The organism is Enterobacter sp. TCD1-1 (assembly GCF_020567405.1).
Taxonomy (GTDB): Bacteria; Pseudomonadota; Gammaproteobacteria; order Enterobacterales; family Enterobacteriaceae; genus Enterobacter; species Enterobacter quasiroggenkampii.
Genome location: NZ_JAJCXF010000001.1, coordinates 2,199,607 through 2,218,955, shown reverse-complemented (window position 1 = coordinate 2,218,955; position 19,349 = coordinate 2,199,607). Strand labels below are relative to the sequence as shown.

Annotated in this window: 14 protein-coding genes; 11 read left to right on the top strand and 3 right to left on the bottom strand. The window is 55.2% G+C overall.

All coding sequences use genetic code 11. The features are described from left to right. Positions 1 to 180 precede the first annotated feature (180 nt). Positions 181 to 1,533, bottom strand: coding sequence for a molecular chaperone (gene yegD, locus LJA86_RS10700; protein WP_196365086.1), 1,353 nt, complete (start codon positions 1,531 to 1,533; stop codon positions 181 to 183). Between the two features lie 130 nt (positions 1,534 to 1,663). Between yegD and alkA the strand changes: the two genes are divergently transcribed. Continuing rightward, positions 1,664 to 2,542 (top strand): DNA-3-methyladenine glycosylase 2, encoded by an 879-nt coding sequence (gene alkA, locus LJA86_RS10695; RefSeq protein ID WP_229226263.1) that lies wholly within the window; start codon positions 1,664 to 1,666, stop codon positions 2,540 to 2,542. Here alkA and LJA86_RS10690 read toward each other — a convergent pair. Then, positions 2,501 to 5,830, bottom strand: coding sequence for a diguanylate cyclase (locus LJA86_RS10690; RefSeq protein WP_229226127.1), 3,330 nt, complete (start codon positions 5,828 to 5,830; stop codon positions 2,501 to 2,503). The genes alkA and LJA86_RS10690 overlap by 42 nt on opposite strands. A 343-nt stretch (positions 5,831 to 6,173) precedes the next feature. Here LJA86_RS10690 and udk point away from each other — a divergent pair, with 343 nt between their 5' ends. From udk to asmA, 3 genes are all read left to right on the top strand, one after another. Continuing rightward, positions 6,174 to 6,815 (top strand): uridine kinase, encoded by a 642-nt coding sequence (gene udk / locus LJA86_RS10685; protein WP_008500855.1) that lies wholly within the window; start codon positions 6,174 to 6,176, stop codon positions 6,813 to 6,815. A gap of 91 nt (positions 6,816 to 6,906) precedes the next feature. Further along, positions 6,907 to 7,488 carry a dCTP deaminase gene (dcd, locus tag LJA86_RS10680; protein ID WP_024908111.1) on the top strand — a complete coding sequence of 194 codons (582 nt, stop codon included), beginning with the start codon at positions 6,907 to 6,909 and terminating at the stop codon, positions 7,486 to 7,488. Between the two features lie 22 nt (positions 7,489 to 7,510). Further along, positions 7,511 to 9,361 carry an outer membrane assembly protein AsmA gene (gene asmA / locus LJA86_RS10675; RefSeq protein WP_229226126.1) on the top strand — a complete coding sequence of 617 codons (1,851 nt, stop codon included), beginning with the start codon at positions 7,511 to 7,513 and terminating at the stop codon, positions 9,359 to 9,361. A 74-nt stretch (positions 9,362 to 9,435) separates the two neighbouring features. Here the strand turns inward: asmA and LJA86_RS10670 are convergent, their stop codons facing one another. Continuing rightward, complete coding sequence (locus LJA86_RS10670; RefSeq protein WP_229226125.1) at positions 9,436 to 11,019, bottom strand: TerC family protein; 1,584 nt, start codon at positions 11,017 to 11,019, stop codon at positions 9,436 to 9,438. A gap of 684 nt (positions 11,020 to 11,703) precedes the next feature. On the opposite strand from LJA86_RS10670, the gene LJA86_RS10665 reads away from it, so the two are divergent. The 7 genes from LJA86_RS10665 (at position 11,704) to wcaD (ending at position 19,345) form a co-directional block, all read left to right on the top strand. Then, positions 11,704 to 12,843, top strand: coding sequence for a polysaccharide export protein (locus tag LJA86_RS10665; protein ID WP_008499413.1), 1,140 nt, complete (start codon positions 11,704 to 11,706; stop codon positions 12,841 to 12,843). 6 nt (positions 12,844 to 12,849) lie between these two features. Then, a complete protein-coding gene (gene wzb / locus LJA86_RS10660) occupies positions 12,850 to 13,293 on the top strand; it encodes a low molecular weight protein-tyrosine-phosphatase Wzb (RefSeq protein ID WP_045908628.1) in 444 nt (147 codons plus the stop codon). A gap of 2 nt (positions 13,294 to 13,295) precedes the next feature. Further along, positions 13,296 to 15,458, top strand: coding sequence for a tyrosine-protein kinase Wzc (gene wzc / locus LJA86_RS10655; protein WP_048028312.1), 2,163 nt, complete (start codon positions 13,296 to 13,298; stop codon positions 15,456 to 15,458). A 144-nt stretch (positions 15,459 to 15,602) separates the two neighbouring features. After that, complete coding sequence (gene wcaA / locus LJA86_RS10650; protein ID WP_045908626.1) at positions 15,603 to 16,445, top strand: colanic acid biosynthesis glycosyltransferase WcaA; 843 nt, start codon at positions 15,603 to 15,605, stop codon at positions 16,443 to 16,445. Further along, the gene (wcaB, locus tag LJA86_RS10645; RefSeq protein ID WP_039025009.1) at positions 16,445 to 16,936 is read left to right on the top strand and encodes a colanic acid biosynthesis acetyltransferase WcaB; all 492 of its coding nucleotides are present in this window, start codon (positions 16,445 to 16,447) and stop codon (positions 16,934 to 16,936) included. The genes wcaA and wcaB overlap by 1 nt, the downstream gene beginning before the upstream one ends. Beyond that, positions 16,933 to 18,150 (top strand): colanic acid biosynthesis glycosyltransferase WcaC, encoded by a 1,218-nt coding sequence (gene wcaC / locus LJA86_RS10640; protein WP_229226124.1) that lies wholly within the window; start codon positions 16,933 to 16,935, stop codon positions 18,148 to 18,150. The genes wcaB and wcaC overlap by 4 nt, the downstream gene beginning before the upstream one ends. Next, positions 18,125 to 19,345, top strand: a complete 1,221-nt coding sequence (gene wcaD, locus LJA86_RS10635; RefSeq protein ID WP_045908624.1) for a colanic acid polymerase WcaD — start codon at positions 18,125 to 18,127, stop codon at positions 19,343 to 19,345. Before wcaC ends, wcaD begins: the two co-directional genes overlap by 26 nt. The last annotated feature ends 4 nt before the right edge of the window (positions 19,346 to 19,349 follow it).

Below are 19,349 nucleotides of genomic sequence, written 5' to 3'. Positions count from 1 at the left end.
ACTGTCGGGAATTGTCTGAGTGTTGCCGGGTGACGCTTCGCTTACCCGGCCTACAAGGTAAATGCGAACGGCAACGGAAGTTGCCGTTTTTGGTGTTTTGTGGGAGAGGACCAGACCGCACCACAACAACACACGTTTTGTAGGCCGGGTAAGGCGAAGCCGTCACCCGGCACAACTGCACTAGCTAAACATCACCTGCGCCCAGCGTGCCAGACCAGCGGTAACGGAACCAAAGTCATCGCCACCTGCAATCGGAATACCCGGCAGCTGTTCGGCCAGCGCTTTCTTGATCAGCGGTGAACGGGCACTTCCCCCGGTCAGGTAAATCACGTCCGGCTTCTCTTTGCCGTTCTCCAGCGCGAGCTGCACCTGTTCCAGAATGCGCTGTAGCGGCTGGGCAAGCGCCGTCTCCAGCCCGTCCTGCGAAATGGCGGTGGCCAGTTCGTCACTGATAAACGGCAGGGAGACCGCATGTTCAGCGCGGTCGGACAGGGCGATTTTGCTCTCTTCCGCGGTACGCACCACGCGGTAGCTCAGACGCTGGCGCCACACTTTATAGAGCAGGGCGACTTTTTCACCATCCTGGGCATCACGCACCAGATCGTTAAGGAAGCGGCCGTTGGCGGTGCTGTAAAAATCACTCTGTGCCGGCACGTCGTTGATGGCAATCGCGTTCCACCATGGCAGGATCGGCAACGCGATGCCCTTCTCCGTTTGCCCGCCCATGCCGAGCAGCGGCATCAGGCTCTTGAATGCCAGGGCGATGTCAAGATCGTTCCCGCCTACGCGGCAGCCGCTGTGCCCCAGCAGGCTGTTTTCGCGGTCGCGCCGGTTATGCCACTGCGGCCCCATCAGCAGCAGCGAGCAGTCGGTGGTGCCCCCGCCGATGTCCACGACCAATACGCGCTTCTCTTCCGTCAGCGTGGCTTCGAAGTCCAGCCCTGCGGCAACGGGTTCATACTGGAATACCACGTCGCGGAAGCCTGCGCGGTGCGCCGCGCGTTCCAGGATCCCCTGCGCCTGCTGGTTGGCCTCGTCGCCGCCCAGCCCCTGGAAGTTAATTGGTCGGCCAATCACCGCCTGGGTAATCGCGTCGGAGACCTGCGTCTGTGCCTGGTTGCGGATGTGCAGCATCATCGCACACACCAGGTCTTCGAACAGCGCGACCTGCTGCGGCTTCAGGCCGCTGGCGCCGAGGAAGGATTTTGGCGACTTAACGAAGTAGACCTCTTCGGGGTCTTCAATGTAGTGTCCGAGCGAGGAGAGGCCGAACTGCACGCTGGACGGCGTAACGTCGATATCTTCCTCGCGGTTGAAGCTGACGGCACGGCGTAACAGTGCCTGGGTTTCCGCCGCCGAAGCCGGAACCTGATGGTGGCGGAACAGCCATTCGCTCACCGCTTCACGCGTCGGTGCGCAGAGCATTGACGGCAGTAGCGTGCTCTCTTTTTCCATTTTCAGGAGCCGTGGCTGCCCGTTTTGCATAATCGCAACCGAGCAGTTTGCCGTTCCGTAGTCAAATCCAATAAACACGATGAATCCCCATGCCGGTGAGAAGGGGCGAGACTTTAACGAAATGTCCGCATGGCGACAACAGGAATATGAAAGCAAGGCGAAACAGGACCTTTCCGTTTATGCTGTGAAGAACCCAAAAGGAGAGATGATGTACACCCTGAACTGGCTTCCCCCTTACGACTGGCAGTGGATGTTTGGCTTTCTTGGCGCGCGTGCGGTGACGGGCATTGAAACCGTCACGCACGACTACTACGAGCGCAGTTTTGCCTGCGAGGGACATCAGGGGATCTTCCGCGTGACGCCGGATATCGCAACACATACGCTGACCGTAACCCTCAGCCCGGGGTTAATTCCGGTTGCTCAGCCGTGCCTTGAGCGCATCGAACGCCTGTTCGATCTTGCCTGCAATCCGCAGCACATCGCAGAGACGCTGGGCGATCTCGGTGCTGCAAGGCCGGGCTTACGTTTGCCGGGAGCGATGGATGCGTATGAGCAGGGCGTCCGGGCGATTCTCGGACAGCTGGTGAGCGTGGCGATGGCGGCGAAGCTGGCGTCACGCGTGGTGGCGTTATGCGGTGAACCCGTGGCGGATTGTCCGGGCTATCTCTGCTTCCCCACGCCGCAGGCGCTGGCGGCAGCGGACCCGCTGGCGCTGAAAGCGTTGGGCATGCCGGTAAAGCGCGCGGAGTCGCTGATTCATCTGGCGCAGTCGGTTATCGACGGAACATTTCCGCTTTTCCCGCCCGCGAATATAGAAGAGGGGATGAAGGCGCTACAGCAGCGGCCGGGAATAGGGCGCTGGACGGCAAATTATCTGGCCCTGCGCGGCTGGCAGGCGAAAGATGTGTTTCTGCCGGATGATTACCTGATTAAACAACGCTTCGCCGGAATGACGCCCGCGCAAATTCGTCGCTATGCCGAACGCTGGAAGCCGTGGCGCTCCTACGCGCTGTTGCATATCTGGTATACCGACGGCTGGACACCGTCAGTTGATCGCGAAATAACTGGTGTTGAGCAGAAGATCTAATGGCTGCGGCTCGGCGATGGTGTCACCAAAGATAAAATCGATGCCGATACCGGAGAGCGTATCCATCATTATGGGCTGGTTACAGGGGCCTGCGATGGTTTTCATTCCCAGACGCTGGGCGTGCCCCTGAACAATGGTCACCATCATCTCATCCATCAGATTGCCGTACACGTTGGTTACCACCTCCGCATCCAGCATCAGATAGTCGGCCATGTTCGCGGTCAGGTGGGTAAAGACGTTCATATCGCGTCCCACCTGGCTGAAGATCACGCGGCAGCCCGCCTGACGGAGCTTTTGCAGACCCCGATGCAGGTTCTTATCCGGATTGCACACCACATCGGCAGAGATAACCAGATGCAGCAGACGGCCCGGCATCGGGCTTTTATCCAGCAGGTCGAGCAGTTCATCCACCAGCGTCACGCTGGCTAAACCGGCCTCCGAGAGCGGCAGCGCCACACCCATGCCTTTACTGGCGATCTGGGCGGCTGAGGTGCGGAAAAACTCGCTAAAGATTCGCCTGTCGAGGGCGTGCAGAAGCTCTGGCTCCGCCAGGCCCGAGCGGAAGGCATGCTCTTCCTGAACTTCGCCCTGGCTGGTCCACAGGCGTAACGACAGCAGCCAGAAATTACTGCTCTCAGGGATGCGCGGTGAGGCGACGCTGCGGGCAATCATCATCAGATGATTGTCTTTAATCATGTGCCACTGTTCATCAAGCGACATCATGCTGCGCGTGTGGTGATCCCGCTCCTGCTGGGGTTCATACACTGTCACCATGCCACGTCCGCTGTTTTTTGAGGCGTAACAGGCAATGTCCGCCTGTGACATGATCTCCGACGCCTGATGATTATTTTCATCAATCAGCGTGATGCCGGCGCTGGCGCCGATCCGGTGCAGGCGGCCTTCCCACATAAAGTGATAGTCGTTGATGGCATGAATCAGACGACCGGCGATATAGCGCGCGCTTTCCAGGTTGCAGTCCGGTAACAGTAACCCGAACTCGTCCCCGCCCAGACGCGCCAGCACGTCGCTGGAGCGGAGCATGGTTAACATCAGGGAAGCCAGTTCCCGCAGCAGGGCATCGCCCGCTGCGTGGCCAGCCGTGTCATTGACGGCTTTGAAGCGATCGAGGTCGATAAACACCAGGGCATGACGCTGACGCGTTTCGCGAACGGTCTGCAGGAGCCGTTTGAGATGGTTTTCGAAGCTGACCCGATTTGCAAGATGGGTCAGGGCATCGTGGGAAGCGCTGTAGCTCAGCTGGCGCAGCATTTTGCGCGACTCGGTCACGTCCTGAATCACGATCACCGAGCCGATATTCTGTCCATCCAGCGTGCTGAGCGGCGTAATGCTGTAGTGGATATCAAAATTACCGCCGGTACGGCAGTTCAACACCACGTCCTGATCGATATCGGAACGGGACATATCGCCGCTGTGAATATTCTCCATCAGCGGCCCTTTTTCACCAAAGGTGATGTGTAACACCTTCAGGATCGGCTGACCAATAGCTTCGGTCTGCAGCCAGCCGCTCATTTTCTCGGCGACCGGGTTCATAAAGGTGACGTTCATGTTGATATCGGTGCACAGCACTGCTTCACCGATGGAGTCGAGGGTAATGTGCAGACGCTCTTTTTCCTGGAAAAGCGCCTCGTTAAGCTGCTTAACCTCGGTCATGTCCATGTTGATACCGAGCAACCGTTCGACTTCCCCCTGCTTATTGAGCACCCGGTTCGCCAGGGAGCGAATATGACGCACGCCTTCCTTCACGCGAATGCGGAATTCCAGCTTAAACGGCAGACGGGAAATCAGAGAGTCCCGCAGCACCTTCTCTGCGTGGGCGCGATCTTCCGGCAGCATCGTGTCGTGCCAGAGCTGCCAGGTGGGCTTGATGTGCGGCGGAATTTCATACAACTCAAACATCCGCTTATCCCAGCTGATAATGTCGGGTTCCAGATCCCACTCCCAGATGCCGATGCCCCCTGCTTCGTTTGCCAGGGTGATGCGCTCCATCAGGCGTTTATTGACCCACTCGGTCTGCTTCAGGTCGTTAATGTCTTCAATCTGGGCGATAAAATAGAGCGGCGAGCCGTCGGCATGGCGCACCACGGAGACGGCAAGAAGCGCCCAGACCACTTCCCCGTCGCGCGTGTAATAGCGCTTTTCGAGGGTATAGGTATTGATGTCGCCGTTAATGAGCTGTTCGAGCTGCTCCAGGTCGGTATTCAGATCTTCTGGCCAGGTAAGCTGCTGGAAGGTCAGCGACTGGAGCTCCGTCTGGCTGTAGCCGAGGAAATTGCACAGTGCCTTGTTCGCCTGAAGCCATTTTCCTTCGATGCTGACCAGCGCCATACCGATGGCAGAATATTCCATTGCGTTACGAAAACGCTCTTCGCTTTCGGTGATGTGTTTGCGCTCGGCGCGGAAGGCGTACATCACCATGGTCATGACGTTAGCGGGCAGGAGCAGCATCAGGAACGGCAGCCAGGGGGCGTTCAGCATCGGCCCGGCGTGCTGGGTGGTCAGCGCCAGAGGGTTGCGGGCAATCATCAGCGACACCACCATCACGGTGACCAGAAACACCATGAACGCTTCCATCCGCGGCAGGCGCACGGCGCTCCACATCAGCAGAACGATCACGCAGGTGAAGGGCCACGGCAGCCAGGTGATGGCTGCCCAACTGAGGGCTAATGTCACGGCCAGCGTGGTCAGCGTTTCCAGCAGCAACCGCGGATCGCGGTGGCGCAGCAGATAATGGGGTTTAAACAGCAGGCCCAGCGGCACCAGCGCCAGCGCGCCAATCGCTTCTGACAATACCCAGACGAAGAAATTACGCAGTGGCTCTGGGCCGGGGGCCAGCAGGGTCACCAGAATACCGCCCACCAGCGGCGGCACCAGCGCGCTGCCGATGGCCACGCGGATCCAGTCGTTCAGATTCTGCAGCGGGTTGTACCATGGGAGCCATTTGCGCAGAAACAGCGCACCAATAGCGGCCTCAATGACGTTGATCGAAGGATAGATGAGGCTGACCGATCCCCAGGAGAACAGCATCCACGAGGCCAGAACATTGCCGAACGAGCAGGCCAGGGCAATGCCCGGCCACATTTTTCCGGCATGGCGGTAAAACGCCACCATCATAATGGCGGTGGGGAACCAGAGCGGAGCCAGCAGGGTGCCGAAACGGGTGAGTTCCAGCGAAAATAAGGTAAAGATAAAGGTGACCAGGCCCAGACAGACAAGTCGTGTTAAAGGATGTGGGGTAGTCACCAAAACCCGCTGGTATTGTTTATTCATTACCGCTTTATCCAGAGACGCCATGCCGTCAGGGAAGATGTCCGAACGCGTGAATTTGATAATTTGGTTTATGCTAGTACAAACAATTTACAATTCATATGGTGACCGCTCAGAATTTGACACCACAGACTTATTAAATACTTACTCCGTTAAAAAAAACGGTGAAACGGTGAAAAAATGGTCATTTAAATTTCATTCAGGGAATAAGTTGTCACTTTTCGGCCAGTCTCGCAGAACCTGTGCATTCGACTGGTATCACGCCCGCGAAATCCCTATAATTGCCGCGTTTGACGCTCCGGCGTCGTCCTTCCTTAACATCCAGGTTAATCAGGTCGCTAAATTTATGACTGATAAGTCTCATCAGTGCGTCATTATAGGCATCGCCGGCGCATCGGCTTCAGGTAAAAGTCTAATTGCCAGTACGCTTTATCGCGAACTGCGTGAACAAGTAGGTGATGAGCATATCGGCGTCATTCCCGAAGACAGCTATTACAAAGATCAATCCCATCTGTCGATGGAAGAGCGCGTTAAAACGAACTATGACCACCCCAATGCAATGGATCACAGCCTGCTGTTCCAGCATTTAGAAGCGCTTAAGAGCGGCCAGGCGATTGAGCTGCCCGTTTACAGTTATGTCGAACATACCCGCACCCAGGAAACGATCCGCATCGAGCCGAAAAAGGTCATTATCCTTGAAGGCATTCTGCTGCTGACCGATGCCCGCCTGCGTGAATCCATGAACTTCTCGATTTTCGTCGATACCCCGCTGGATATCTGCCTGATGCGCCGCATCAAGCGTGACGTTAATGAACGCGGCCGTTCAATGGACTCCGTGATGGCGCAATACCAGAAAACGGTCCGCCCAATGTTCCTGCAGTTTATTGAACCCTCCAAACAATACGCCGATATTATCGTGCCGCGCGGGGGTAAAAACCGCATTGCGATTGATATCTTAAAAGCGAAAATCAGCCAGTTTTTTGAATAAGCCGCGTGAATTGTGTACCGTTCAGAGATAACCTGGTTTTACCCTGAGCGCTTACCGATTCAGGGTACGTTGCATGAAAGGAGAAAGAGGCGTGCGTCTTTGTGATCGCGATATAGAAGCCTGGCTGGATGAAGGCCGTTTGTCTATTACCCCGCGTCCACCTGTTGAGCGTATCAATGGGGTGACCGTTGATGTCCGGTTGGGGAATAAATTCCGCACCTTTAGCGGCCATACCGCACCGTTCATCGACCTCAGCGGTCCGAAGGACGAAGTCAGCGCCGCGCTCGATCGCGTGATGAGTGATGAAATCGTTATCGACGACGGCGAAGCCTTTTATCTGCATCCGGGTGAACTGGCGCTGGCGGTCACATTTGAATCCGTCACCCTGCCTGCGGACCTCGTCGGCTGGCTTGATGGCCGCTCTTCGCTGGCGCGACTGGGGCTGATGGTACACGTGACCGCGCACCGTATCGATCCAGGCTGGTCAGGACGTATCGTGCTGGAATTCTTCAATGCCGGTAAATTGCCGCTGGCGCTTCGTCCGGGCATGATGATCGGCGCGTTGAGTTTTGAACCGCTGTCAGGCCCGGCAGACAGGCCGTATAACCGCCGCCAGGACGCAAAATATCGCGACCAGCAGGGTGCGGTTGCCAGCCGTATTGATAAAGACTGATCGTTAGTCCATTGAGGATGCCATGAGAAGAGTTCTGACAACGCTGATGATTTTGCTGGTGGTGCTGGTGGCTGGCCTTTCGGCGTTGGTTCTGCTGGTTAACCCCAACGACTTCCGCGCTTACATGGTGCGGCAGGTCGAGGCACGCAGTGGTTATCAACTGAAGCTTGATGGGCCGCTGCGCTGGCACGTCTGGCCGCAGCTCAGTATTCTCTCTGGCCGCATGTCGCTCACGGCGCCGGGGGCATCCCAGCCGCTGGTTTCCGCAGACAACATGCGCCTTGATGTGGCGCTGATCCCGCTCATTTCCCATCAGTTGCAGGTGAATCAGGTGATGCTGAAAGGCGCGGTGATTCAGCTCACCCCGCAAACCGAGGCCGTGCGTGATGCTAACGCACCGGTGGCACCGCGCGAAAATACCCTGCCTGATGAGCCGTCTGATACAGGCTGGTCCTTTGATATTGGCAAACTGAAAGTGGCCGATAGCGTACTGGTTTTCCAGCATGAGCACGAAGAGCAGGTCACCGTTCGCAACATTAACCTGCAGATGGAACAGGATGCACACCATATTGCGTCGGTGGAATTCAGCGGGCGCGTGAACCGCGATCAGCGCGATCTGACCCTGTCGCTGAATGCCAGCGTTAACGCGTCAGACTATCCGCACCAGCTCACCGCCGACATTCAGCAGCTGGACTGGCAACTGACGGGGGCCGATCTTCCCACCCAGGGGATCGCCGGGCAGGGGACGCTGCAGGCCGTGTGGCGCGAGGAACAAAAACAGCTGGAGCTGGATAACCTCAACCTGCAGGCAAATGACAGTAGCCTGAAAGGGCAGGCCAGCGTCACGCTCGAAGAAAAGCCGAAGTGGGTGCTGAATCTGCAGTTTGACAAGCTCAACCTGGAAAATCTGTTGCCGCCACTGCAAGCCAGCGCCACGGACAGCAATGCGGCGCAGACGGGGCAAAGCCAGTCAGCGGTATCACGCCCGGTTATTTCGTCGAATCTCGATCAGCCTGACTATAACGCCCTGCGCGGATTCACGGCGGATATTCTGCTGAAAGCCAATAGCCTGCGCTGGCGCGGCATGGACTTTACCGACGTGAGCAGCCAGATGTTTAACCATAACGGTTTGCTGGTGATCTCCGAACTGAGTGGCAAGATGGGCGCAGGGCACCTCTCGCTGCCCGGCACGCTGGATGTCCGTAAAGACGTTGCCAGCGCCGAATTCCAGCCGCGTCTCGATAACGTTGAGATAGGGACCATCCTGAACGCGTTTAACTACCCGATATCCCTGACGGGGCACTTGACGCTGGCGGGGGACTTCTCCGGCACGAAAATTGATGCCGAGGCTTTCCGTCGCGAGTGGCAGGGACAGGCGCATCTTGATCTGAAAAACTCCCGTATGGAAGGGCTCAACTTCCAGCAGCTGGTGCAGCAGGCGGTAGAGCGCAGCAGCGATGTGAAAGCCCAGGAGAACTACGACAGCGCTACGCGACTCGACAGCTTCACCACGGACCTGACGCTGGACAACGGACAACTCTCTCTCGACGGAATGCAGGGTACCTCTTCATTCTTATCATTGACGGGCGAAGGTAAGCTGGATCTGGTCAAAGAGACGGCGGACACGCGCTTTAACGTGCGGGTACTTTCCGGCTGGCAGGGAGAAAGTAAGCTCATCGACTTCCTGAAAGAGACGCCGGTCCCATTGAGCGTATACGGCAAATGGCAGGCTCTGAATTATAGCCTCCAGGTGGATCAGATCCTGCGTAAGCATCTGCAGGATGAAGCGAAACGTCGACTGAGCGGCTGGGCGGATCGTAATAAAGATTCGCAGGACGGCAAGGATGTGAAGAAGTTGCTGGATAAGCTGTGATGCCTGTTGCGCCGGGTGGCGGCTTCGCCTTACCCGGCCTACAAAGCCTGACGCCGTTGCGCCACCCGGCTTTTTTACACCTCAAAATCCAGCTCTTCCTCATCCCGCAGCGGTATCAGCTGAACTTTCTGCACGCGATGGTTTTCAATTTGTAGCGTTTTAAGCAGATAGTCACCTACCTGAACCTCTTCCCCCTGCTGCGGGATACGCTGCAGATACTCCATCAGCAGACCGGCAATGGTGTGATATTCCCGCTTTTCATCCAGCGGCAGCGGGACATATTGCACCAGATCTTCCAGCGGCATATGGCCGTTTGCCGTCCACGAGCCGTCGGCATTTTTCTGAATGTCGTGGCGGGCATCAATCTCATCCACCTCGTTTGGCAAATTACCGGCAATGGTTTCCATCACGTCGCTGAGCGTGACCAGTCCTTCCACCGAACCAAACTCATCCACCACAAAGGCAAAGTGGGTCCGCGCGTTACGGAACTGCTCAAGGGCGGAAAGCAACGGCAGCCCCTCCGGGAAGACCAGCGGCTGGCGAACCAGGACGCGGAGATTGAGCGGCTCGCCGTGAAGCTGCTGCTGGAGCAGATCAATAACGTGCACTACGCCCAGCAGCTCTTCTTCCGCTTCCCCGCCGGTCACCACCACGCGTGTGTGCTGGTTTTTATCCAGCAGGGCGCGAATGTGCGCTTCCGGGGCCGTCAGGTCAATATGCTCTATATCATGCCGCGACGTCATAATGCTGCTGACCGTACGCTGGTTAAGATTGAGCACCCGCTCAATCATCCGTCGTTCCTGCGGGTCAAAGATCTGCCCGTCACTGTGGTCGGCCAGCATGGCGGAGGATTCGGCGTCCAGCTCCGCGTCCTCTTTCTTACCGCTTAACAGGCGCATGACCGTGTCGGCCGTACGCTGACGCAGAGTCTGATTGGCGGAAAGGAAGCGGCGGCGGTTGAATATCGCAAGCTGGTTAAGCGCTTCAATCATGACGGAGAACCCGATGGCGGCATACAGGTAGCCTTTCGGAATATGGAAGCCAAAACCGTCGGCTACCAGGCTAAAGCCAATCATCAGCAGGAAGCTCAGACAGAGGATCACGATGGTGGGATGACTGTTCACAAAACGGGTCAGTGCCTTGCTGGCCATGACCATCAGCGTGATGGCAATAATGACCGCGGCCATCATCACCGCAAGATGGTCCACCATCCCGACGGCGGTGATCACCGAGTCCAGGGAGAAGACCGCATCCAGCACCACGATTTGCGCGACTACCGGCCAGAATTTTGCTCCGCGGCGCTGGGTCGGGTTCTCGCTGTCTTTGCCTTCCAGCCGCTCGTTGAGCTCCACGGTAGCTTTGAACAGCAGGAACAGGCCGCCGAAAAGCATGATCAGATCGCGGGCGCTAAAGCTCAGACCGTGGATGGAGAACAGAGGCTGAGTGAGCGTGACCAGCCAGGAAATAGAGGCCAGCAGCAGTAGCCGCATGACCATCGCCAGCAGCAGCCCCGTTACGCGCGCGCGATCGCGCTGGGAAGGGGGCAGTTTTTCAGCGAGGATGGCGATAAAAACCAGATTATCAATCCCGAGCACCAGCTCGATGACGACCAGCGTAACCAGCCCGGCCCAGATTGAGGGATCGGCAATCCATTCCATAGTAGTAGCAATACCTTCTGTAACATGACGAATGACACAATTCGATCATGGATAAAGCTGGGGGAAATTGCAATGTCAGTATGAGATTTCTCTCAATAATCATTAAATTAATAATACCGGGAATAATAAGTCTAATTCATCAAGAAAGTCTGTATTTATCTGAAATAACAAAATTAAGAAATATCGCATTAAAAGATGTTCAATGATAACGCTGTCAATATAAAGAAATTCTTAAAAATAAACTGCTTTTCTAAACAAATTCTTAAAATTTGGTGTTCGGAACCCGTTTTCTTGCCTGTTTTGGGATTAGCTGTTACAAGATTAATAGCCTGAAAAAGGATATCTTCTGTTACTGGTTGTTGTTTTTTTTTGAGCGACTAACGAAATAGTGCCTGCGTATTATGAATGCTCCATTTATTTCAAATGCAAAAAATCTGGCGATTTTTTGCCTGCAATTCATCGTGTTATAGCGTATTGGTAGCTGGAAGCCAAGGGCGGTAGCGTGCCTGGATGTGTGTGGATGAGCCATGATTCCGTTGTCAACAGTGACTGGCCAAATAACGTTTTTTTTAGGAATGATGCTAGTTATATTTTTATTTAATTAGCTACATTCTTAATGCATTTTAGATTCACACGTATTTAAATTGCACAGGATAATTACTCTGCCAAAGTGATAAATAATCAATGATGAACTCCAAAATGAAATTGATGCCATTATTGGTGTCTGTGACCTTGATGAGCGGTTGCACTGTCTTTCCCGGCAGCAATATGTCAACAATGGGCAAGGATGTGATCAAGCAACAGGATGCCGATTTTGATCTCGACAAAATGGTGAATGTTTATCCACTTACGCCTCGTCTGGTCGAACAATTACGCCCACGTCCAAACGTTGCCCAGCCGAATATGTCACTGGACCAGGAAATCGCGTCCTACCAGTATCGCGTAGGGCCAGGAGACGTCATTAACGTGACCGTCTGGGACCACCCCGAACTGACCACGCCAGCGGGCCAGTACCGTAGCTCAAGCGACACCGGTAACTGGGTGCAGTCAGATGGCACCATGTTCTATCCCTACATTGGTAAAGTCCATGTGGCAGGGAAAACGCTTGCCGAGATCCGTAGTGATATTACCGGCCGCTTAGCGCAGTACATCGCCGACCCGCAGGTGGACGTTAATATCGCCGCATTCCGCTCGCAAAAAGCCTACATCTCCGGCCAGGTGAACAAATCCGGTCAGCAGGCTATCACCAACGTTCCTCTGACCGTGCTGGATGCCATTAACGCCGCGGGCGGGTTAACCGACGGCGCCGACTGGCGCAACGTGGTACTGACCCACAACGGGAAGGAGCAGCGCATTTCGCTTCAGGCGCTGATGCAAAACGGCGATCTGACCCAGAACCGCCTGCTTTACCCGGGCGACATCCTCTATGTACCACGCAATGACGATCTCAAAGTCTTCGTGATGGGTGAAGTGAAGAAACAAAGCACCCTCAAGATGGACTTCAGCGGTATGACGCTGACCGAAGCGCTGGGCAATGCTGAGGGTATCGATCTGACGACCTCTAACGCGACCGGCATCTTCGTGATCCGTCCGCTGAAAGGTGAGGGCAGCGCGAAAGGCAAGATTGCCAACATCTACCAGCTGGATATGTCCGATGCGACCTCTCTGGTGATGGCGACGGAGTTCCGTCTCCAGCCATACGATGTGGTGTATGTCACTACCGCACCGGTTGCCCGCTGGAACCGTCTGATCAACCAGTTGCTGCCAACCATCAGTGGCGTTCGCTACATGACGGATACGGCGCGCGACATTCATACCTGGTAATCCGCGATGTTTAACAAAATTCTGGTGGTATGCGTGGGGAACATTTGCCGTTCCCCTACGGCTGAACGGTTGTTGAAACACTACCAGCCCGAACTGACCGTTGATTCGGCAGGGCTGGGTGCATTGGTCGGTAAAGGTGCCGATGAGCGCGCAACGATCGTGGCGCGGGATCATCACCTCTCTCTCGACGGGCATGTTGCCCGCCAGGTCACTGGCCGCATGTGCCGCGAGTATGACCTGATTCTGGCGATGGAAAAACGCCATATTCATGCGCTGTGCGATATCGCTCCGGAGATGCGCGGTAAGGTGATGCTGTTTGGACACTGGGACAATGAACGTGAAATCCCCGATCCCTACCGCAAAAGCCATGAGGCCTTTGAGGCGGTTTACACCTTACTTGACCAGTCTGCCCAACAGTGGGCGCAGGCACTGAAAGCTCAGCAGGGATAACAATGACCGAAAAAACAAGACCTTCTGCCGCCCCGACTTCGGGCAGTGATGAAATTGATATTGGACGCCTGGTCGGCACTGTTGTAGAGGCAAAGTGGTGGGTGCTGGGCATTACCGCCGTGTTTGCCGCTGCGGCCGTCGTCTACACGCTGTTTGCCACCCCTATCTACAGCGCCGATGCGCTGGTGCAGATCGAACAGAATACCGGCAACTCGCTGGTGCAGGACATTGGCTCTGCGCTGGCGAACAAGCCGCCGGCCTCCGATGCTGAAATTCAGCTCATCCAGTCACGTCTGGTGCTGGGTAAAACGGTCCACGACCTTGGGCTTGATATCTCCGTCACCAAAAATACCTTCCCGATCTTTGGTGCGGGCTGGGATCGGTTGATGGGCAGAAACAACGACACGGTCAAGGTCACTGACTTTGTGCTGCCAAAAGGGGCCGCCGATCAGACCTTTACCCTGACGGTGCTTGGCCCGAAACAGTACCAGCTGACCAGCGACGCGGGCTTTAGCGCGCGCGGTGAAGTGGGGCAGATGCTCACCAAAGATGGCGTCAGCATGATGGTCAGCGCGATCAATGCCCAGGAGGGCGGTGAATTCACCGTCACGAAATTCTCCACGCTGGGGATGATCAACAATCTGCAGAACAACCTGACCGTCACCGAAAACGGTAAGGATACCGGCGTGCTGAGCATGACCTTTACCGGTGAAGATAAGGATCAGATCCGCGACATCCTGAACAGCATTACCCGCAACTATCTTGAGCAGAACGTCGAGCGTAAGTCGGCTGAAGCGGCGAAAAGCCTGGCCTTCCTCGCGAAACAGCTCCCGGAAGTACGCGGCCGTCTGGATGATGCTGAGAACAAGCTGAACGCCTACCGTCAGGATAAAGACTCCGTTGACCTGCCGCTGGAGGCAAAATCGGTCCTCGATTCGATGGTCAATATTGATGCGCAGCTTAACGAGCTGACCTTCAAAGAGGCGGAGATTTCCAAGCTTTACACCAAACGCCACCCGGCCTACCGCACCCTGCTGGAAAAACGCCGCACGCTGGAAGAGGAGAAGGCGAAGCTCAATGATCGCGTGACCGCGATGCCGAAAACTCAGCAAGAGATCGTGCGTCTGACCCGCGACGTGGAGTCCGGACAGCAGGTTTATATGCAGCTGCTGAACAAGCAGCAGGAGCTGAAAATCACCGAGGCAAGCACCGTGGGTGACGTGCGCATCGTCGACCCGGCCATTACCCAGCCTGGCGTGCTGAAGCCGAAGAAAGCGCTGATCATTCTCGGCAGCATTATTCTCGGCCTGATGCTCTCCATCGTTGGCGTGCTGCTGCGTTCGCTGTTCAACCGCGGTATCGAAAGCCCGCAGGTGCTGGAAGAAAACGGTATCAACGTCTATGCCAGCATTCCGCTGTCTGAGTGGCAAAAATCTCGTGACAGCGTCAAAACCATCAAAGGCGTTAAGCGTTACAAACAGAGCCAGCTGCTGGCGGTGGGTAACCCAACCGACCTCGCTATCGAAGCGATCCGCAGCCTGCGCACCAGTCTGCACTTCGCCATGATGCAGGCCAAAAATAACGTCCTGATGTTAACCGGCGTCAGCCCGTCAATCGGTAAAACCTTTGTCTGCGCCAACCTGGCGGCGGTGGTCAGCCAGACCAACAAGCGTGTGCTGCTTATCGACTGCGATATGCGTAAGGGCTACACCCACGAACTGCTGGGTACCAACAACGTTAACGGTCTGTCGGAAATCCTGCTTGGCAAAGGTGATATCAGCCAGAGCGCGAAGCCCACTACGGTGCCGAAATTTGACCTGATCCCTCGTGGGCAGGTGCCGCCTAACCCGTCCGAGCTGCTGATGAGCGAGCGCTTTAGCGAACTGGTGGAGTGGGCGAGCAAAAACTACGACCTGGTGCTGATCGATACGCCGCCGATTCTGGCCGTGACCGACGCGGCCGTTGTTGGCCGCCATGCGGGTACCACGTTGATGGTGGCGCGTTACGCGGTGAACACCCTGAAAGAGGTGGAAACCAGCCTGAGCCGCTTCGAGCAGAACGGGATTGAGGTAAAAGGGGTGATCCTGAACTCCATCTTCCGTCGCGCGACCGGCTATCAGGATTATGGCTATTACGAGTACGAATATAAGTCTGACAGTAAATAACAAAACACCCCCCACACCCTAACCCTCTCCCCAAAGGGGAGAGGGGACTGTTCGGTGCTGGATTTGGGGGACGAACGTAATGATAACCACTGGCTGCCTTTCACCCTCTCCCCTTTGGGGAGAGGGCCGGGGTGAGGGGAAAAAATGACCACACAACGCCCTTTAATTTCTATCTATATGCCGACATGGAATCGTCAGCAGCTGGCGATCCGCGCAATCAAGTCGGTGTTACGTCAGGATTACGATAACTGGGAGCTGATCATCGTGGATGACTGCTCTTCCTCGTATGAACAGCTGCAAAAATTTGTGACTGACCTCAACGACCCGCGGGTGGTTTATACACATAACGCCATTAACTCCGGCGCCTGTGCTGTGCGTAACCAGGCGATTATGCAGGCCAAAGGGCAGTATCTGACCGGCATCGACGACGACGACGAATGGACGCCGAACCGCCTGTCTGTCTTCCTGTCGCATAAAGAGCAGCTGGTCACGCACGCGTTCCTGTATGCCAACGACTATGTCTGTCAGGGCGAGGTGTACTCGCAGCCTGCCAGCCTGCCGCTCTATCCGAAATCACCGTACTCTCGCCGCCTGTTCTACAAGCGCAACATCATTGGTAACCAGGTCTTTACCTGGGCGTGGCGCTTCAAAGAGTGCCTGTTCGATACCGAACTGAAGGCTGCGCAGGATTACGATATCTTTCTGCGCATGGTGGTGGAATACGGCGAACCGTGGAAGGTCGAAGAGGCCACGCAGATCCTGCACATCAATCACGGGGAGATGCAGATTACCTCCTCGCCGAAAAAATTCTCGGGCTACTTCCATTTTTACCGCAAGCACAAGGACAAGTTTGACCGTGCCAGCCGTAAATATCAGCTCTTTACCCTCTATCAGATCCGCAATAAGCGCATGAACTGGCGCACGCTGCTGACGCTGTTGTCCGTTCGTAACGGCAAGCGCCTGGCTGATGGACTTCGGGGGAAATAATGTTTCTGGAAGATTGCCGCGCTAACAGCTGGAGCCTGCGTCCGTGCTGCATGGTTCTGGCGTACCGCATCGCGCATTTTTGCTCGGTGTGGCGTAAGAAAAATGTCCTGAACAACATCTGGGCGGCACCCGTGCTGGTGCTGTACCGCATCATCACCGAATGCTTTTTTGGCTATGAAATTCAGGCCGCGGCCACTATTGGCCGCCGCTTTACCATCCATCACGGCTATGCGGTGGTGATCAACAAGTTCGTGGTCGCCGGGGATGATTTCACCATCCGCCATGGGGTGACCATTGGCAACCGTGGGCCAGACAGCCTGGCCTGCCCGGTCATTGGCAATAACGTCGAGCTGGGCGCAAACGTGGTGATCATTGGTGACATTACAATTGGTAACAACGTCACAATTGGTGCGGGCAGCGTGGTGCTGGACACCATTCCGGATAACGCGCTGGTGGTGGGAGAAAAAGCCCGCGTGAAGGTGATTAAATGAATATTTTGCAATTTAACGTACGCCTCGCAGAAGGCGGAGCGGCAGGGGTGGCGCTGGATCTGCACCAGCGCGCGCTGCAAAAAGGACTTCAGTCTCGTTTTATTTATGGGTATGGCAAGGGCGGCAAGAAAAGCGTCAGTCACGATAACTTCCCGCAGGTGCACAAGCACACGCCGCGCCTGACCTCGATTGCCAATATCGCGTTGTTCCGTCTGTTTAACCGCGATCTGTTTGGCAACCTGAATACACTTTATCGCACGGTGACCCGCGCTACCGGCCCGGTTGTGCTGCATTTTCACGTGTTGCACAGCTACTGGCTAAATCTGGAAGAGGTGGTGGCGTTCTGTCAGAAGGTGCAGGCCCACAAGCCCGGCACCCGCTTCGTCTGGACGCTGCACGATCACTGGAGCGTAACCGGCCGTTGCGCGTTTACCGACGGCTGCGAAGGCTGGAAAAACAACTGCCAGAAATGCCCGACGCTGAGCAACTATCCGCCGGTGAAGGTGGATCGCGCGCACTCTCTGGTGGCCGGCAAGCGCCAGCTTTTCCGCGACATGCTCTCGCTCGGCTGCACGTTTATCTCCCCGAGCCAGCACGTGGCCGATGCCTTCAACAGCCTGTACGGGGCAGGGCGCTGCCAGATTATTAACAACGGCATCGACGTGGCGACGGAAGCCATTCTCGCCGAACTGACGCCGGTGGCAGAAACCGCGGGCAAACCGAAGATCGCTATCGTTGCGCATGACCTGCGTTACGACGGGAAAACCAACCAGCAGCTGGTGCGCGACATGATGGCGCTGGGTGACATAATTGAGCTCCATACCTTCGGCAAATTTTCACCGTTCGAAGGGGCTAACGTAGTGAACCACGGGTTTGAAACCGATAAGCGCAAGCTGATGAGCGCGCTGAATGAAATGGATGCGCTGGTATTCAGCTCCCGCGTGGATAACTACCCGCTGATCCTCTGTGAAGCGCTCTCCATCGGCGTGCCGGTGATTGCCACCCACAGCGATGCGGCACGCGAAGTGCTGGAAAAATCCGGTGGGAAAACTTTTGCCGAGCAGGAGGTCTTGCCGCTGGTGCAACTGCCGAAGGCGCAGATCGCTCAGGCTGTTTTTGGCACTGACCTGGAATCGTTCCGCAACCGCAGCCGCAAGGCCTACAGTGGACAACAGATGCTGGAGGAGTATGTCTCGTTCTATCAGAATCTGTAGTTATCTGCTGCTGCCGCTGATCTATCTGCTGGTCAACGTCAAAATTGCCCAGCTCGGCGAAAGCTTTCCGATAACCATCGTCACCTTCTTGCCCGTTCTGCTTCTGCTGTATGTCGATAAAATCAACCTGAAGAAGCTGATGATTGCCTTAGGGTTGGGTACGGGCCTGACGCTGTTTAACTACATCTTTGGCCAGTCGCTGGATGCCAGTAAATACGTCACCTCGACCATGCTGTTTGTTTATATCGTTATTATTATCGGAATGGTCTGGAGTATTCGCTTCAAAACGATTTCTCCGCACAATTATCGGAAAATCCTCAGGTTCTTTTATATTGCCGTTGCGTTAATTGTTATGCTTGCTGCCATGGAGATGGCGCAAATTATTCTTACCGGCGGCAGTAGTCTGATGGAGATAATTTCGAAATATCTCATTTACAGCAACAGCTATGTTTTGAACTTCATCAAGTTCGGCGGGAAGCGTACCACGGCCCTCTATTTTGAACCGGCGTTTTTCGCTTTGGCGTTAATCTCAATTTGGCTCAGCATCAAACAGTTTGGTATCAAAACGCCTAAGACCGATGCTATGATTCTTGCAGGAATCGTTCTGTCTGGATCGTTCTCCGGGGTAATGACATTTATCCTGTTTTACCTGCTGGAATGGGCGTTTCAGTACCTGAACAAAGATGCGATTAAGAAAAAACTGCCGCTGGCGATTATCTCCCTGACGGTATTTATGGTGGGCGTGATATTTGCCTTCCCATACATCTCAGAACGACTGGGTGATTTGGGAACGGAAGGCTCATCGTCCTATTATCGCATCATTGGACCGCTGGTGATGGTGGGTTATTCCTTAACCCATATAGATGGTGTAGTAAGATTCGGCTCACTTTACGAATATGTTGCATCATTCGGAATCTTTAACGGTGCGGATGTCGGTAAAACCATAGACAATGGTCTGTATCTGTTAATTATTTATTTTTCGTGGTTCGCCGTACTGTTGACGCTGTGGTATCTGTTTAAAGTTTTCAAAATGATGATTAACGCGTTCGGGGATAACCAGAACTTTCGCGTGCAGCTTTATCTTTTTACGCCGGTGTCGCTGTTTTTTACCGGGTCAATATTTAGTCCGGAATATGCTTTCTTGATTGTCTGTCCGTTTATTCTGCGCAAAGCGCTTAATATTACGAACGTATGACGAA

What these genes read in the sequence shown, in the direction of transcription:
- asmA (WP_229226126.1), top strand. Translation starts at nt 7,511, where the DNA reads ATGAGAAGAGTTCTGACAACGCTGATGATTTTGCTGGTGGTGCTGGTG.
- wcaD (WP_045908624.1), top strand. Translation starts at nt 18,125, where the DNA reads ATGTCTCGTTCTATCAGAATCTGTAGTTATCTGCTGCTGCCGCTGATC.
- wcaC (WP_229226124.1), top strand. Translation starts at nt 16,933, where the DNA reads ATGAATATTTTGCAATTTAACGTACGCCTCGCAGAAGGCGGAGCGGCA.
- LJA86_RS10665 (WP_008499413.1), top strand. Translation starts at nt 11,704, where the DNA reads ATGATGAACTCCAAAATGAAATTGATGCCATTATTGGTGTCTGTGACC.
- wcaA (WP_045908626.1), top strand. Translation starts at nt 15,603, where the DNA reads ATGACCACACAACGCCCTTTAATTTCTATCTATATGCCGACATGGAAT.
- LJA86_RS10690 (WP_229226127.1), bottom strand. Translation starts at nt 5,830, where the DNA reads ATGAATAAACAATACCAGCGGGTTTTGGTGACTACCCCACATCCTTTA.
- udk (WP_008500855.1), top strand. Translation starts at nt 6,174, where the DNA reads ATGACTGATAAGTCTCATCAGTGCGTCATTATAGGCATCGCCGGCGCA.
- LJA86_RS10670 (WP_229226125.1), bottom strand. Translation starts at nt 11,019, where the DNA reads ATGGAATGGATTGCCGATCCCTCAATCTGGGCCGGGCTGGTTACGCTG.
- wzc (WP_048028312.1), top strand. Translation starts at nt 13,296, where the DNA reads ATGACCGAAAAAACAAGACCTTCTGCCGCCCCGACTTCGGGCAGTGAT.
- wzb (WP_045908628.1), top strand. Translation starts at nt 12,850, where the DNA reads ATGTTTAACAAAATTCTGGTGGTATGCGTGGGGAACATTTGCCGTTCC.
- wcaB (WP_039025009.1), top strand. Translation starts at nt 16,445, where the DNA reads ATGTTTCTGGAAGATTGCCGCGCTAACAGCTGGAGCCTGCGTCCGTGC.
- alkA (WP_229226263.1), top strand. Translation starts at nt 1,664, where the DNA reads ATGTACACCCTGAACTGGCTTCCCCCTTACGACTGGCAGTGGATGTTT.